This window comes from Streptococcus sp. 1001283B150225_161107_H12 (assembly GCF_015552665.1).
Taxonomy (GTDB): Bacteria; Bacillota; Bacilli; order Lactobacillales; family Streptococcaceae; genus Streptococcus.
Genome location: NZ_JADNFC010000006.1, coordinates 98,696 through 110,662, shown reverse-complemented (window position 1 = coordinate 110,662; position 11,967 = coordinate 98,696). Strand labels below are relative to the sequence as shown.

Sequence of the window (11,967 nt, the reverse complement as noted above, 5' to 3'; positions counted from 1 at the left end):
ACATTGGTTCGTCTTGTTCAGTTTTCAAAGGTCTTTGTCGCTCTCGCGCGACAACTATATTAGTATATCACGACCATGAAAACTTGTCAATATCTTTTTTCTATTTTTTTAAATTTTTTGTTGTTTTTTTGATTTTAAAAAAGGAAATGCTGTTAAATCAGCATTTCCCAAGCTCTTTTATGATTTCTTCGATATAAACCTCTTCTTGGTTTCCACGATCCATCAATCCTCTTTTTGATATTTTTAACAGATCTAACGAATATTGTTTAATTTTCACCAATTCACTTTCAGTTAACTGTTTTTTCGAATATTGCCTTCTTAATTCTTTCGGATTTTCTTTACTAAAATCAAAAACTATATTTTGAGCTAAATACTCGTCTAATTCTTTGATATTATGATGCAATCCGACATGAAATGCAATTGGTGCAAATGTTTTATTTAATGGTTGAGTACAAACACTTCTATATTCGATGGTTCCTCTTGTTGTTAAATCTTGAAAATGGTAGCTTCTATGATTCTTTAGGTCCTCTTCTTGCGGTTTTATTTCTTGTCTAGATCTATCTAAGCGATAGGCTACTATTTTTTCTTTTGCGAGATAATCCTCTACTCTAATAGGTTCGAAATATAAGATTTCATTCTCACGATAAACATAAAACAAGGCTGTCTTCGCTAAATATTCTAGAAAGTCCTTTTCATTTATAAACTCTTTAGGATTTACACCAACATTTTCCTGATAATAGCCATGCATGGAATCTTCCCAGAAAATATCTCTTGAGATCTTCGTATCCCAGTCTTCTCCATCGAAAATGGAATTAGCAAACAGATATGCTTTTGCTGGCTCTACCTTATTCATCGCATTAATTATTTCCAAGTAATTCGTTCTTGAAACATCTAATTGTACTTGATTGCCACAAATAAAGGTTCCATAGTCTGGATAATCATGAAATCGATGGTTAGGATCTTGTCCAGACAGTTGTAAGAATTGAATCAGCATTTTATAACGATCAATTTTTACAGGTTGATTTTCATTTATTCTCCAATAAGGATGGATGCCTTTTCCTTCTATTTGATGCTGCCTCTCTCTTAAGAATGGTTGAATGATTCCTAAATAGTGTTGCAACCGTCTTTCGACTTCTTGGATGGTTTTAGTCTTTTTAAAAGCAAATTCAATGGTATTGTAAGATAACTCAAATACAATTTGATCTTTGTTTATTTTATGTTGTAACTGGACTGGATTCCCATCTTCATCTTGTTTAATCGCAATAAACTCTTCAACTTCTTGTAGATACCTAAAAAGAGCCTTTGTAACCAGTACATCCGTTTTATTCCCCATTGTATTTACGATTGGAAATTCGAGTTCAACCCCAATGTACTGCTCTGGATTATTTTTCAGCGAGGCAAGGTAACGCTTTGCCAATAATTGCTGGGCGAGTGCTTTTGATTTTTCTTTTACTGTCATAACTCTTCTATTATATCAAAAAAACGCCTGCTTACGAAATTGTTTTAAATTAAAGCAATTTCGTAAACAAGCGTCTACCATTTACCTCAATATGATGAGTGTTACCGCTAGGATAAATCCTAGCGGCAGACCAGAGCTAGACTAAGAAGAACCATTCAGTTCTTCCAACATCATAACACTCAACAAAATTGATGATTTTATACTAATTCGATAATTGCCATTGGCGCAGCATCCCCACGGCGTGGTTCAGTTTTAAGGATACGAGTATATCCACCATTGCGCTCAGCATAACGTGGTGCAAGTTCAGAGAACAATTTTTGAAGTGCAGTTGTTTCTGAATATTTACCAGTTTCTTCATCAAAGTTTTGTGATGCAACTTCGTTACGTACGTAAGCAGCTGCTTGACGACGTGCATGCAAGTCACCACGTTTACCTAAAGTAATCATTTTTTCAACTGATTTACGGATTTCTTTTGCACGTGCTTCAGTTGTTACGATTGCTTCATTGATGATAAGATCTGTAGTCAAATCACGAAGCATTGCTTTACGTTGTGAGCTAGTGCGTCCTAGTTTACGGTAAGCCATGTATTCCTCCTCTATTTATCGTTTTTTAGCCCAAGGCCTAAATCGGCAAGCTTAACTTTAACTTCTTCGAGACTCTTACGTCCAAGGTTACGAACCTTCATCATTTCTGGTTCAGATTTTTCTGTCAAATCATACACAGTATTGATACCGGCACGTTTCAAACAGTTATATGAACGAACAGAAAGATCCAATTCTTCGATGGTACGTTCTAGTACTCGATCATCTGATGCTGTATCTACTTCCTTCATAACATCTGTCGCAATCGCGATTTCTGTTAAGTTCGTAAAGAGGTTAAGGTGTTCTGTCAAAATACGAGCAGATAAACCTAAAGCATCTTCTGGAATAATTGTTCCATTTGTTAAGATTTCAAGGGTTAGTTTGTCAAAACCATCGTTGCTACCAACGCGAGCTGGTTCAACTTGGTAATTAACTTTTGTCACTGGCGTATAGATTGAATCTACAGCAAGTGTTCCTACTGGTGCATCATCTTTTTTATTTTGATCAGCTGGAACATAACCACGACCGCTGTTTACAGTCAAAGTCGCTTTGAAGCTTGATCCTTCACCGATTGTGAAAAGATAATGATCAGGGTTTACAATTTCAATATCACTATCTGTAAGAATATCTCCAGCAGTCACTTCTGCAGGACCTTCTACATCAAGTTCAATAATCTTTTCGTCTTGGACGTAAGATTTTACAGCGATCCCTTTAACGTTAAGAATGATTTGCATAACGTCTTCACGGACACCTGGAACTGTATCAAATTCGTGCAATACACCTTCAATGTTAATTGAAGTAACAGCAGCACCTGGAAGTGAAGCTAATAATACGCGACGAAGAGAGTTCCCTAGTGTTGTACCATAACCACGTTCAAGTGGTTCTACTACAAATACACCGTAATCTTTATTTTCATCAATTTTTGTTATATTTGGTTTTTCAAACTCAATCATTTGCTATACTCCCTCTGAAACGAAAAGCTGTGTAATTGTTGATGATTATACACGGCGACGTTTTGGAGGACGAGCACCATTGTGTGGCACAGGAGTCACATCGCGGATTGCAGTAACTTCAAGACCAGCAGCAGCAAGAGCACGAATAGCAGACTCACGACCAGAACCAGGACCTTTAACAGTAACTTCTACTGATTTAAGACCATGTTCTTGAGCTGATTTTGCAGCAGCTTCTGATGCCATTTGTGCAGCAAATGGTGTAGATTTACGAGAACCTTTGAAACCAAGAGCACCTGCAGATGACCATGCAATTGCGTTACCATGCACATCAGTAATCATAACAATTGTGTTATTAAATGTTGCGTGAATATGAGCAATACCTGATTCGATATTCTTTTTCACACGACGTTTACGTGTTGGTTTAGCCAAGATTTTTACCTCCTTATTTTATTTTCTTATTTTTTCTTACCAGCAATCGCAACAGCTTTACCTTTACGAGTGCGAGCATTGTTTTTAGTGTTTTGTCCACGAACAGGAAGTCCACGACGGTGACGGATACCACGGTATGAACCGATTTCCATCAAACGTTTAATGTTCAAGTTCACTTCACGACGAAGGTCACCTTCTACTTTAATTGCGTCAACTTCACGACGGATAGCATCTTCTTGATCTGGTGTAAGGTCGCGAACACGAATATCTTCAGAAACGCCTGCAGCAGCAAGAATTTTCTTAGATGTTGGAAGTCCGATACCGTATACATAAGTCAATGAAATTACTACACGTTTGTCATTTGGAATGTCAACTCCAGCAATACGAGCCATGTTTTCTCCTTTCTATCTTATCCTTGACGTTGTTTGTGTTTTGGATTTGCTGGGCAAATTACCATAACACGACCATTACGACGAATTACTTTACAGTATTCGCAAATTGGTTTGACCGATGGTCTTACTTTCATTTTTATCCCTCCAAGTTTTTCGATTATTTAAAGCGGTATGTGATACGTCCACGTGTCAAATCGTACGGACTCATCTCCACTGTAACACGATCTCCCGCTAAAATACGAATATAGTTTTTACGAATTTTACCAGAAACTGTTGCTAAAATCTGATGTCCATTTTCAAGTTCAACCGTAAACATAGCATTCGGCATCGTATCGACTACTTTGCCTTCTACTTCAATCACATCGTCTTTTGCCACGCAAAAGTACCTCCATAAATTTCGATTCATTCCTCTGAGCACAGAGGTAACAATTATAAGTCAGACTAATTCATTGTATCACTTGTTGTCAATTATTGCAAGTGACTAAAACGTTTTTATTTCAAATTCTCCAAGACTTTTTGGATATCTTTAAAGACGTCGTTAATGTCTTGATTTCCTTCGATATCATGGACTAACCCTTTTGCACGATAATGAGCAAGAATTGGCTCACCTTGAGCAATATTCACATCCAAGCGACGTTTAACCGTTTCTGGTTTATCGTCCTCACGTTGGTAATAGTCTTCTTCCTTGTAATCAGCTGGTGGATTGAATACCTTATGGTAGGTTTCACCTGTTTCACGGTGAATAATACGTCCACTCAAGCGTTCAAGAAGGCAAGATGGATCTACTTCGATGTTGATCACTCCCTCAAGTTCAAGACCAAGGTCGACCAAGATTTGATCCAAAGCATGTGCTTGTTCAATTGTACGAGGGAAACCATCTAAGAGGAATCCTTTTTCCTTAATATCGTCTTGAGCCAAACGTTCTTTTACAATCCCGTTTGTCACATCATCCGGCACCAATTCACCTTTATCGATGAATGATTTTGCCAACACACCCATTTCGGTTTGATTGGCCATTGCAGCACGGAACATATCCCCAGTTGAGATATGTGCAACTTGAAATTGTTCGACAATCTTAGCCGCTTGTGTCCCCTTACCTGCTCCAGGCAATCCCATGATTAATAGATTCATAATCATTTGCTCCTTATTTTGTTTTTAAATAAGTCTGTTACGATCTAACAAACTTATTCAAAAACAAAATAGAAGGTTGACAATGTCAACCTAATTCTATTCTGTTGTATCCATGAAACCAATGTATTTGCGTTTCAATAAGTAACCTTCTAATTGTTTCATTCCTTCAATACCAGTTGAGATGATGATCAAGAGACTAGTTCCTCCGAGAGCAACTGTATCTGTTAAACCAAAGACATCCCGGGCAAGAATTGGAATAATGGTGATGAATCCAAGGAAGAGAGAACCAACCGTAGCCAACCGTCTAAGAAGACGTGACATGTAGTCTTCTGTTCCCTTACCAGGACGTACACCTGGAATGTAGGCACCACTCTTTTGTAGATTTTCCGCAGTTTTTTCTGGGTTAATCTGTACAAATGTGTAGAAGAAAGTAAACAAAATGATTAGCAAAGCATACATTGCTACACCTGTTGGTGTATTGGTTGCTAACATAGATTGTGCTGTTCGAACCCATCCAGCATTGTAACCCATGGCACTAATGACCTGGAAAATTGCTGCCGGCGCAGCTGTGATCGAACTAGCAAAGATGACAGGAATAACTCCAGCTGGGTTTACCTTCAATGGAAGATATGAACTAGATGGTGCTCCTTGTGCAATCTTTGTGTATTGAATTGGAATTTTATACTGTGCTTGTTCCACAAAGGTTGTGAAGTAGATAATCACTAAAATCGCTAAGATTAACACACCTACGAAAATTAGTGAATTGTTCAATTGTCCAGAACGGACGTTGACAAATGAATCTTCATAAACACCTTTGATCATTTCTGGGATGGAAGAAACAATCCCCGCAAAGATGATCATAGAAACACCGTTTCCGTATCCTTTGTCTGAAATCTGTTCTCCCAACCAGGTCACAATCATCGAACCTGTCGTTAAAATTGCACCAATTAAGATGTAGGTTTCAACGTTCGGTGTCGATACTAATTTAGCTTGTGACAAAGTATGGAAAGTAGCTGTAATTCCAATGGATTGAACGAAAGCTAGAACCAAAGCAATATAGCGCGTTGCCTGATTTAACTTTCTCCGCCCAACTTCTCCTTGTTTCCCCCACTCAACAAACTTTGGAAGCAAATCCATTTGAAGGAGCTGAACTACGATGGAAGCCGTGATGTAAGGACTCACCCCGAGGGCGAAGACAGAGAAGTTTCTCATAGCATTCCCTGACACCAAGCTCATCATATTCAAGAAGGAAACATCTTGTAAGTTGTTAAGGATCTTCGCATTCACACCAGGAACCGTAATCGTGGTCCCAATTCGGAAGACAAGTATGATAAAAATAGTAAATAAAATTTTTGATCGTACTTGTTTAACCTTAAATGCATCTTTTAATAATTTAAAGAACATAGGTCACCCCTCTTAGATGACTTCTACTGAACCACCTTTAGCAGTGATAGCTTCTTCAGCTGATTTAGAGAATTTAGCTGCCTTAACAGACAATTTCTTAGTCAATTCTCCGTTACCAAGAATTTTAATTCCTGATTTTTCAGCTTTTACAATACCTGCTTCAACAAGTACAACTGGTGTTACTTCAGCACCATCTTCGAAGACGTTCAACTGATCAAGGTTTACAATCGCATATTCTTTAGCGTTGATGTTTGTAAATCCACGTTTTGGAAGACGACGGAACAATGGAGTTTGTCCACCTTCAAAACCAAGACGTACACCGCCACCGCTACGAGCTTTTTGACCTTTTTGACCACGGCCAGAAGTTTTACCATTACCAGATGAAGTACCACGACCAACACGGTTGCGGACTTTACGTGAACCTGCAGCAGGTTGTAATTCATGAAGTTTCATTATTATTTTCTCCTCTTTTGTAAATTGCTAACGCATGTAATCAGGAAAAGGTGTCCCGACTACAAACTCGCCTATACTTATATTTAGTTTTAGGGGATGAGAAATTTCTCATACCCCTGAAAACCTTGTTCTATTTCAAAATAGATTATTTTACTTCTTCAACTGTTACCAAGTGAGATACTGCAGTAATCATACCACGTACTGCTGGGTTATCTTCTTTAATAACAGAGCTGTTCAATTTGCCAAGTCCAAGTGCTACAACAGTTTTACGTTGTGACGGGATGCGTCCGATTGGAGACTTAGTCAAAGTAATTTTAATTTGAGCCATTTGAATCTCCTTTCTTAAGCCAAGTCAGAAACTGAAATACCACGAAGGGCAGCAACTTCTTCAGCGCGTTTCAATTGAGCTAAACCTTCCACTGTTGCACGAACAATGTTGATTGGAGTGTTTGATCCAAGTGATTTAGATGTTACATCTGCAATACCTGCCAATTCAACAACGGCACGAACTGCACCACCTGCAGCAACCCCAGCCCCTTCGATAGCTGGTTTCAACAATACACGAGCTCCACCAAACACTGATGTTACTTCGTGAGGAATTGTTGTTCCAACCATAGGAACTTCAATCAAGTTTTTCTTAGCATCTTCTACTGCTTTACGGATTGCTTCTGGTACTTCTTGAGCTTTACCTGTACCAAAACCAACACGTCCGTTACGGTCACCAACAACTACAAGAGCTGCAAAGCGAAGACGACGTCCACCTTTAACAACTTTTGTAACACGGTTGATGGCAACTACGCGTTCTTCAAGTTCAACTGCATTGTCTTTAAATGCCATTTTCTAGTGTCCTCCTATTAGAATTTCAATCCGTTTTCACGAGCTGCATCAGCCAAAGCTTTAACACGTCCGTGATATAGATATCCACCGCGGTCGAACACCACTTCAGAAATACCTTTAGCAACTGCACGTTCAGCAACAAGTTTGCCGACAACAACGGCTTGTTCAGTTTTAGTTCCTTTTGAAACTTCTTTGTCAAGAGTTGAAGCGCTTGCGAGCGTTACACCCGCTACGTCATCAATTACTTGAGCGTAGATGCCTGTATTAGAACGGAATACGTTCAAACGTGGGCGATCAGCAGTTCCAGAGAGTTTTCCGCGAACGCGACGGTGGCGTTTTTGACGGATTTTATTTTTATCTGGTTTCGAAATCACAATTTTCACCTCTTAATTTTAAAATCATGTGCTAAGCACTGAGTTGGTAAGATGAAGATTGGTTGAAAAACAACCAAACTACATTATTTACCTGTTTTACCTTCTTTACGGCGAACGAATTCACCAACATAACGGATCCCTTTACCTTTGTAAGGTTCTGGTGAACGAAGGCTACGTACGTAAGCAGCTGTTTGACCAACTACTTCTTTTGAAATTCCGCTGATAACGATAGTCGTTGGGTTTGGAAGTTCAAAAGTAATTCCTTCTGGAGCTTCAACTTCGTCTGGATGAGATTTACCTACAGCCAAGACAAGTTTGTTTCCTTGAAGTTGTGCACGGTAACCAACCCCGCGCATTTCAAGTTCTTTCTTGAATCCTTCTGAAACACCAATTACCATGTTGTTCAAAAGGGCACGAGTAGTTCCGTGGATAGTTTTCATTTCTTTTGAATCGTTTGGACGGTGAAGAGTTACTTCAGTACCTTCCACACGGATTTCAATATCTTTTGAGAACTCACGAGTAAGTTCTCCTTTAGGTCCTTTTACAGTTACAACGTTGTCATTGTTAGTGAGTTCAACACCAGCAGGCAACACGATAACTTTATTACCAATACGTGACATGTTTTTATTCTCCTGTTAAATTGTCAGGCCTTTGAAGGCCAGTTTTCACGGGGTTTAAATCATTTTGATTTAAAAGTTAATGTTTAGGTCTTAATTTCTAGGTGAATCGAGGCATTGTCTCGCAGACATAACTTTGTGTTAGGCAAGAGACAATAAGGAAGAGCCACAACGAAATTAGGAGCTAAATATTACCAAACGTAAGCGATAACTTCTCCACCAACATTCTTTTGGCGTGCTTCTTTATCAGTAAGCAAACCTTCAGAAGTTGAAAGGATAGCAATTCCAAGTCCATTAAGAACTTTTGGAAGATCTTCACGTTTTTTGTAAACACGCAAACCTGGTTTAGAAACACGTTTCAAGTTTGTGATAACTTTTTCACCGTTTGCTCCGTATTTCAAGAACACGCGGATGATACCTTGTTTGTCATCTTCGATTACTTCAACGTTTTTTACAAAACCTTCGCGTTTAAGGATTTCAGCAATCCCTTTTTTGATGTTTGATGCAGGTACTTCAAGTACTTCGTGTTTTGCTTGGTTAGCGTTACGAATACGAGTTAGGAAGTCTGCGATTGGGTCAGTCATAACCATTTTATATTTCTCCTCTTACTAGTAGTTTGAATGTTTCACTTGCTAGTTAATACATGATACAAAGAGCGTAACAGCACGAGCAAAAATAGGCAATTTAGTGTAGGAGCTCTGCTCAGAAATAAATTGGTCTTTTTTGCCAAAGCTGTAGCTCGTGTTCAAATTGGCAAGCCCAACTGAACCCGGGCTAAACTCTGTGTGAAAAAGATAAACTTTCCTAGAAACTAAAGTTTCTTCGTCAAGTTTCCTATTTTCACTTGGAGTTTTAACGCCCTTGATATCTTAAATTACCAAGATGCTTTAGTGACACCAGGGATTTGTCCTTTGTATGCCAATTCACGGAAGCAAACACGGCAAAGTTTAAACTTGCGGTAAACTGAGTGTGGACGTCCACAACGTTCACAGCGAGTGTATGCTTGAGTAGAGAACTTCGCTGGGCGTTTGTTCTTAGCAATCATAGATTTTTTAGCCATTAGTTTTACCTCCTATATTATTTTGCAAACGGCATACCAAGGCCAGTAAGCAATGCACGTGATTCTTCGTCTGTGTTCGCAGTAGTTACGATTACGATATCCAAACCACGAGTTTTATCAACATCATCAAAGTTGATTTCTGGGAAGATCAATTGTTCTTTCACACCAAGTGTGTAGTTTCCGCGTCCGTCAAATGATTTTGTTGGAACACCATGGAAGTCACGAACACGTGGAAGTGAAACTGAAACCAATTTGTCCAAGAATTCGTACATACGTTCGCCACGAAGAGTTACTTTCGCACCGATCGCTACACCTTCACGAAGACGGAAGCCGGCGATTGATTTTTTAGCTTTTGTGATAAGTGGTTTTTGACCTGAGATCAATGCCAATTCTTCAGCAGCTTTCTCAAGGTTTTTAGCGTTAGAAACAGCATCTCCAACACCCATGTTCAAAACGATCTTATCAACTTTTGGCACTGCCATAACTGATGAGTAGTTAAATTGTTCAGTCAAAGCTGGAACTACTTCATTAAGGTATTTTTCTTTTAAACGATTAGCCATTATACTTCTCCTTTCCTTCGTGATTAGTCAAGCACTTCGCCTGATTTTTTGTTATAACGAACTTTTTTGCCGTCTACGAATTTGTAGCCAACTCGTCCAGCAACACCGTTCTTGTCCAAGACTTGAACGTTTGATACATGGATTGGAGCTTCTTTTTCGATGATAGCACCTTGAGGGTTTTCGTTATTTGGACGTTGGTGTTTTTTAACAAGGTTTACACCTTCAACAACAACTTTATTTACTTTTGGAAGAGCAGCAACGACTTTAGCTTCAACACCTTTGTCTTTACCAGCAATTACACGAACTTTGTCGCCAGTTTTTACAAACATTTTATTCTCCTTTTATTCTTACGCCCGATGGGCACCCTGGCCAATGAGCCAGGGGACTGTGTTTGTGATTTTTAAAATTAAAGTACTTCTGGAGCAAGTGATACGATCTTCATGAAACCACCGTCACGCAATTCACGAGCGACTGGGCCAAAGATACGAGTTCCGCGAGGAGTTTTGTCTTCACGGATGATCACTGCAGCATTTTCATCGAATTTGATGTATGAACCATCTTTACGACGAGCACCTGATTTAGTACGAACGATAACAGCTTTTACAACGTCACCTTTTTTAACCGCACCACCAGGAGTAGCTTGTTTTACAGATGCCACAATAACATCACCGATGTTTGCAAATTTACGTCCTGAACCACCAAGAACTTTGATAGTCAAGATTTCGCGAGCACCGCTGTTGTCTGCGACTTTCAAACGAGTTTCTGTTTGAATCATTTCAGTTTTCTCCTTTCAGGTTTGATTAGATGATAACCGCTTCTTCAACAACTTCTACAAGACGGAAGCGTTTTGTAGCTGAAAGCGGACGAGTTTCCATGATACGAACGATATCGCCTTCTTTGGCAACGTTGTTTTCATCATGTGCTTTGTATTTTTTAGAATAGTTGATACGTTTACCATAGACTGGGTGGTTACGTTTAGTTTCAACTACAACTGTGATTGTTTTGTCCATTTTGTCAGACACAACGCGTCCAACAAGAACTTTACGATTATTGCGTTCCATTGAAATTCTCCTTCCCTAGTCTATTATTTAGCTTCTGATTGAACAGTTTTGATACGAGCGATTTGTTTTTTCACTTCTTTCAAACGTCCAGTTTGCTCCAATTGACCTGCAGCAGCTTGGAAACGAAGCTCAAACAATTCTTTTTTCAATTCATTTTCACGCTTCGCGAGTTCTTCTTGAGAAAGACCACGAAGTTCTTTAACAAATTCTTTTACTTCTGTAAGTTTCATGACCTCTCCTTATTTTGCTTCACGTTTTACGAATTTACATTTAACTGGTAATTTGTGGCTTGCAAGACGAAGCGCTTCGCGAGCGATCTCTTCAGATACACCAGCAACTTCAAACATTACTTTACCACGTTTAACTGGTGCTACCCAACCTTCAGGTGCCCCTTTACCAGATCCCATACGTACCCCGATAGCTTTAGCGGTGTATGATTTGTGTGGGAAGATCTTGATCCAAACCTTACCACCACGTTTCATGTAACGAGTCATGGCAATACGAGCAGCTTCGATTTGGCGGTTAGTGATCCAGTGGCTAGTTGTAGCCTGAAGACCGTATTCACCGAATGATACTTCTTTTCCACCTTTTGCTTCACCGCGCATTTTACCACGGAATTCGCGACGGTGTTTTACACGTTTAGGTACTAACATTGG

Annotated in this window: 22 protein-coding genes; all 22 read right to left on the bottom strand. The window is 39.2% G+C overall.

Translation table 11 applies throughout. From position 1 onward, the window contains the following. Positions 1 to 157 precede the first annotated feature (157 nt). Positions 158 to 1,459 carry a glutamate-cysteine ligase family protein gene (locus I2C87_RS08870; RefSeq protein ID WP_195324664.1) on the bottom strand — a complete coding sequence of 434 codons (1,302 nt, stop codon included), beginning with the start codon at positions 1,457 to 1,459 and terminating at the stop codon, positions 158 to 160. Between the two features lie 197 nt (positions 1,460 to 1,656). Then, entirely contained in the window at positions 1,657 to 2,043 is a 387-nt protein-coding gene (gene rplQ, locus I2C87_RS08865) for a 50S ribosomal protein L17 (RefSeq protein ID WP_006595176.1), read from the bottom strand. Between the two features lie 11 nt (positions 2,044 to 2,054). Then, a complete protein-coding gene (locus tag I2C87_RS08860) occupies positions 2,055 to 2,993 on the bottom strand; it encodes a DNA-directed RNA polymerase subunit alpha (protein ID WP_006595177.1) in 939 nt (312 codons plus the stop codon). 45 nt (positions 2,994 to 3,038) lie between these two features. After that, positions 3,039 to 3,422 (bottom strand): 30S ribosomal protein S11, encoded by a 384-nt coding sequence (rpsK, locus tag I2C87_RS08855; protein ID WP_001118385.1) that lies wholly within the window; start codon positions 3,420 to 3,422, stop codon positions 3,039 to 3,041. Positions 3,423 to 3,448: 26 nt separating this feature from the next. Beyond that, positions 3,449 to 3,814, bottom strand: coding sequence for a 30S ribosomal protein S13 (gene rpsM, locus I2C87_RS08850; RefSeq protein ID WP_003009631.1), 366 nt, complete (start codon positions 3,812 to 3,814; stop codon positions 3,449 to 3,451). A gap of 17 nt (positions 3,815 to 3,831) precedes the next feature. Continuing rightward, positions 3,832 to 3,948, bottom strand: a complete 117-nt coding sequence (rpmJ, locus tag I2C87_RS08845; RefSeq protein ID WP_001808836.1) for a 50S ribosomal protein L36 — start codon at positions 3,946 to 3,948, stop codon at positions 3,832 to 3,834. A 23-nt stretch (positions 3,949 to 3,971) separates the two neighbouring features. Further along, positions 3,972 to 4,190: a translation initiation factor IF-1 gene (gene infA / locus I2C87_RS08840; protein ID WP_001029883.1), complete on the bottom strand. Its 219-nt coding sequence runs from the start codon at positions 4,188 to 4,190 to the stop codon at positions 3,972 to 3,974. 116 nt (positions 4,191 to 4,306) lie between these two features. Further along, positions 4,307 to 4,945: an adenylate kinase gene (locus I2C87_RS08835; protein WP_006597039.1), complete on the bottom strand. Its 639-nt coding sequence runs from the start codon at positions 4,943 to 4,945 to the stop codon at positions 4,307 to 4,309. A gap of 96 nt (positions 4,946 to 5,041) precedes the next feature. Beyond that, complete coding sequence (gene secY, locus I2C87_RS08830; RefSeq protein ID WP_195324663.1) at positions 5,042 to 6,349, bottom strand: preprotein translocase subunit SecY; 1,308 nt, start codon at positions 6,347 to 6,349, stop codon at positions 5,042 to 5,044. 12 nt (positions 6,350 to 6,361) lie between these two features. Continuing rightward, positions 6,362 to 6,802 (bottom strand): 50S ribosomal protein L15, encoded by a 441-nt coding sequence (rplO, locus tag I2C87_RS08825; RefSeq protein ID WP_006595181.1) that lies wholly within the window; start codon positions 6,800 to 6,802, stop codon positions 6,362 to 6,364. 145 nt (positions 6,803 to 6,947) lie between these two features. Beyond that, the gene (rpmD, locus tag I2C87_RS08820) at positions 6,948 to 7,130 is read right to left on the bottom strand and encodes a 50S ribosomal protein L30 (protein WP_002894509.1); all 183 of its coding nucleotides are present in this window, start codon (positions 7,128 to 7,130) and stop codon (positions 6,948 to 6,950) included. A 14-nt stretch (positions 7,131 to 7,144) separates the two neighbouring features. Then, a complete protein-coding gene (gene rpsE / locus I2C87_RS08815; RefSeq protein WP_006595182.1) occupies positions 7,145 to 7,639 on the bottom strand; it encodes a 30S ribosomal protein S5 in 495 nt (164 codons plus the stop codon). A gap of 17 nt (positions 7,640 to 7,656) precedes the next feature. Next, positions 7,657 to 8,013, bottom strand: a complete 357-nt coding sequence (gene rplR / locus I2C87_RS08810) for a 50S ribosomal protein L18 (protein WP_003010871.1) — start codon at positions 8,011 to 8,013, stop codon at positions 7,657 to 7,659. An 83-nt stretch (positions 8,014 to 8,096) separates the two neighbouring features. Then, a complete protein-coding gene (rplF, locus tag I2C87_RS08805; protein WP_048716291.1) occupies positions 8,097 to 8,633 on the bottom strand; it encodes a 50S ribosomal protein L6 in 537 nt (178 codons plus the stop codon). Positions 8,634 to 8,821: 188 nt separating this feature from the next. Next, positions 8,822 to 9,220 carry a 30S ribosomal protein S8 gene (gene rpsH, locus I2C87_RS08800; RefSeq protein ID WP_006595183.1) on the bottom strand — a complete coding sequence of 133 codons (399 nt, stop codon included), beginning with the start codon at positions 9,218 to 9,220 and terminating at the stop codon, positions 8,822 to 8,824. 284 nt (positions 9,221 to 9,504) lie between these two features. Next, the gene (locus tag I2C87_RS08795) at positions 9,505 to 9,690 is read right to left on the bottom strand and encodes a type Z 30S ribosomal protein S14 (RefSeq protein WP_001085699.1); all 186 of its coding nucleotides are present in this window, start codon (positions 9,688 to 9,690) and stop codon (positions 9,505 to 9,507) included. A 17-nt stretch (positions 9,691 to 9,707) separates the two neighbouring features. Then, entirely contained in the window at positions 9,708 to 10,250 is a 543-nt protein-coding gene (gene rplE / locus I2C87_RS08790; RefSeq protein WP_006595184.1) for a 50S ribosomal protein L5, read from the bottom strand. A gap of 23 nt (positions 10,251 to 10,273) precedes the next feature. Beyond that, positions 10,274 to 10,579 carry a 50S ribosomal protein L24 gene (rplX, locus tag I2C87_RS08785; protein WP_006595185.1) on the bottom strand — a complete coding sequence of 102 codons (306 nt, stop codon included), beginning with the start codon at positions 10,577 to 10,579 and terminating at the stop codon, positions 10,274 to 10,276. A 77-nt stretch (positions 10,580 to 10,656) separates the two neighbouring features. After that, entirely contained in the window at positions 10,657 to 11,025 is a 369-nt protein-coding gene (rplN, locus tag I2C87_RS08780) for a 50S ribosomal protein L14 (RefSeq protein WP_002894494.1), read from the bottom strand. Between the two features lie 25 nt (positions 11,026 to 11,050). Continuing rightward, positions 11,051 to 11,311 carry a 30S ribosomal protein S17 gene (gene rpsQ, locus I2C87_RS08775; protein ID WP_000440801.1) on the bottom strand — a complete coding sequence of 87 codons (261 nt, stop codon included), beginning with the start codon at positions 11,309 to 11,311 and terminating at the stop codon, positions 11,051 to 11,053. 23 nt (positions 11,312 to 11,334) lie between these two features. Then, the gene (rpmC, locus tag I2C87_RS08770) at positions 11,335 to 11,541 is read right to left on the bottom strand and encodes a 50S ribosomal protein L29 (RefSeq protein ID WP_003002350.1); all 207 of its coding nucleotides are present in this window, start codon (positions 11,539 to 11,541) and stop codon (positions 11,335 to 11,337) included. A gap of 9 nt (positions 11,542 to 11,550) precedes the next feature. Beyond that, a complete protein-coding gene (rplP, locus tag I2C87_RS08765; protein ID WP_023024998.1) occupies positions 11,551 to 11,964 on the bottom strand; it encodes a 50S ribosomal protein L16 in 414 nt (137 codons plus the stop codon). Positions 11,965 to 11,967: the final 3 nt, after the last annotated feature.

Bases quoted from the DNA above. Each gene is read 5' to 3' on its own strand.
- rplE (WP_006595184.1), bottom strand. From the start codon at position 10,250: ATGGCTAATCGTTTAAAAGAAAAATACCTTAATGAAGTAGTTCCAGCT.
- rplX (WP_006595185.1), bottom strand. From the start codon at position 10,579: ATGTTTGTAAAAACTGGCGACAAAGTTCGTGTAATTGCTGGTAAAGAC.
- rpsE (WP_006595182.1), bottom strand. From the start codon at position 7,639: ATGGCATTTAAAGACAATGCAGTTGAACTTGAAGAACGCGTAGTTGCC.
- rpsQ (WP_000440801.1), bottom strand. From the start codon at position 11,311: ATGGAACGCAATAATCGTAAAGTTCTTGTTGGACGCGTTGTGTCTGAC.
- I2C87_RS08870 (WP_195324664.1), bottom strand. From the start codon at position 1,459: ATGACAGTAAAAGAAAAATCAAAAGCACTCGCCCAGCAATTATTGGCA.
- I2C87_RS08795 (WP_001085699.1), bottom strand. From the start codon at position 9,690: ATGGCTAAAAAATCTATGATTGCTAAGAACAAACGCCCAGCGAAGTTC.
- rpmC (WP_003002350.1), bottom strand. From the start codon at position 11,541: ATGAAACTTACAGAAGTAAAAGAATTTGTTAAAGAACTTCGTGGTCTT.
- rplF (WP_048716291.1), bottom strand. From the start codon at position 8,633: ATGTCACGTATTGGTAATAAAGTTATCGTGTTGCCTGCTGGTGTTGAA.
- rplN (WP_002894494.1), bottom strand. From the start codon at position 11,025: ATGATTCAAACAGAAACTCGTTTGAAAGTCGCAGACAACAGCGGTGCT.
- rplO (WP_006595181.1), bottom strand. From the start codon at position 6,802: ATGAAACTTCATGAATTACAACCTGCTGCAGGTTCACGTAAAGTCCGC.
- rplP (WP_023024998.1), bottom strand. From the start codon at position 11,964: ATGTTAGTACCTAAACGTGTAAAACACCGTCGCGAATTCCGTGGTAAA.
- rpsM (WP_003009631.1), bottom strand. From the start codon at position 3,814: ATGGCTCGTATTGCTGGAGTTGACATTCCAAATGACAAACGTGTAGTA.
- I2C87_RS08835 (WP_006597039.1), bottom strand. From the start codon at position 4,945: ATGAATCTATTAATCATGGGATTGCCTGGAGCAGGTAAGGGGACACAA.
- rpsH (WP_006595183.1), bottom strand. From the start codon at position 9,220: ATGGTTATGACTGACCCAATCGCAGACTTCCTAACTCGTATTCGTAAC.
- secY (WP_195324663.1), bottom strand. From the start codon at position 6,349: ATGTTCTTTAAATTATTAAAAGATGCATTTAAGGTTAAACAAGTACGA.
- I2C87_RS08860 (WP_006595177.1), bottom strand. From the start codon at position 2,993: ATGATTGAGTTTGAAAAACCAAATATAACAAAAATTGATGAAAATAAA.
- rpmJ (WP_001808836.1), bottom strand. From the start codon at position 3,948: ATGAAAGTAAGACCATCGGTCAAACCAATTTGCGAATACTGTAAAGTA.
- rpmD (WP_002894509.1), bottom strand. From the start codon at position 7,130: ATGGCTCAAATTAAAATTACTTTGACTAAGTCTCCAATCGGACGCATC.
- rplQ (WP_006595176.1), bottom strand. From the start codon at position 2,043: ATGGCTTACCGTAAACTAGGACGCACTAGCTCACAACGTAAAGCAATG.